Here is a 575-nt window from a genome sequence, read left to right as displayed (position 1 = left end):
GCCGTGGCGGCGACCGGGGCGGCGGAGCTGCCCTCGCCTGTGGCTTTCCCCGAGTCGGCGGATTGGGACACGGAACTCCTCCTCGAAGGCGTGCGGATCGGCATCGCTCGGGACGCCGCATTCTCTTTTTTTTATCCGGCGAACCTGGACTTGCTGCGCCGGCTGGGCGCCGAGCTCATCTTCTTCTCGCCCTTGGAGGATGACAACTTGCCTCCAGTGGACAGCGTCTGGCTGCCGGGTGGCTACCCGGAACTGTACCTGGAACGGCTCGCCGAAAACGAAGCCATGAGACGGGCGCTGCGAGTCCATCATGGGCAAGGCAAGCCGATCCTTGCCGAGTGCGGCGGCATGCTCTATCTGCTGGAAGCCCTAACCCATGAGGGGCATCGGGCGCCCATGGTGGGCCTGGTGCCGGGGGAGGCGATAGTACAGGAGCGGCTTGCTGCCATCGGCCTGCAGGAGGTCAGAACGCCAGAAGGGGAAGTGCGCGGGCACACATTCCATCACTCCGGGCTTACCACCGGCCTAGACCCATGGGCCCGGGCTATCACCCCCCGGGGCGATCCTGGAGAGGC

General features: G+C 66.1%; 1 pseudogene. It reads left to right on the top strand.

Annotated elements, in window-relative coordinates:
- Positions 1-575, top strand: a pseudogene (locus ACTFO6_RS17500) (cobyrinate a,c-diamide synthase); the annotation flags it as partial.

The sequence above is a fragment of the Pelomicrobium sp. G1 genome (genome assembly GCF_051905455.1).
Lineage (GTDB): Bacteria > Pseudomonadota > Gammaproteobacteria > Burkholderiales > UBA6910 > Pelomicrobium.
Note: the sequence above shows the minus strand (reverse complement) of the source record. Positions and strands in the feature narration are given on the sequence as shown.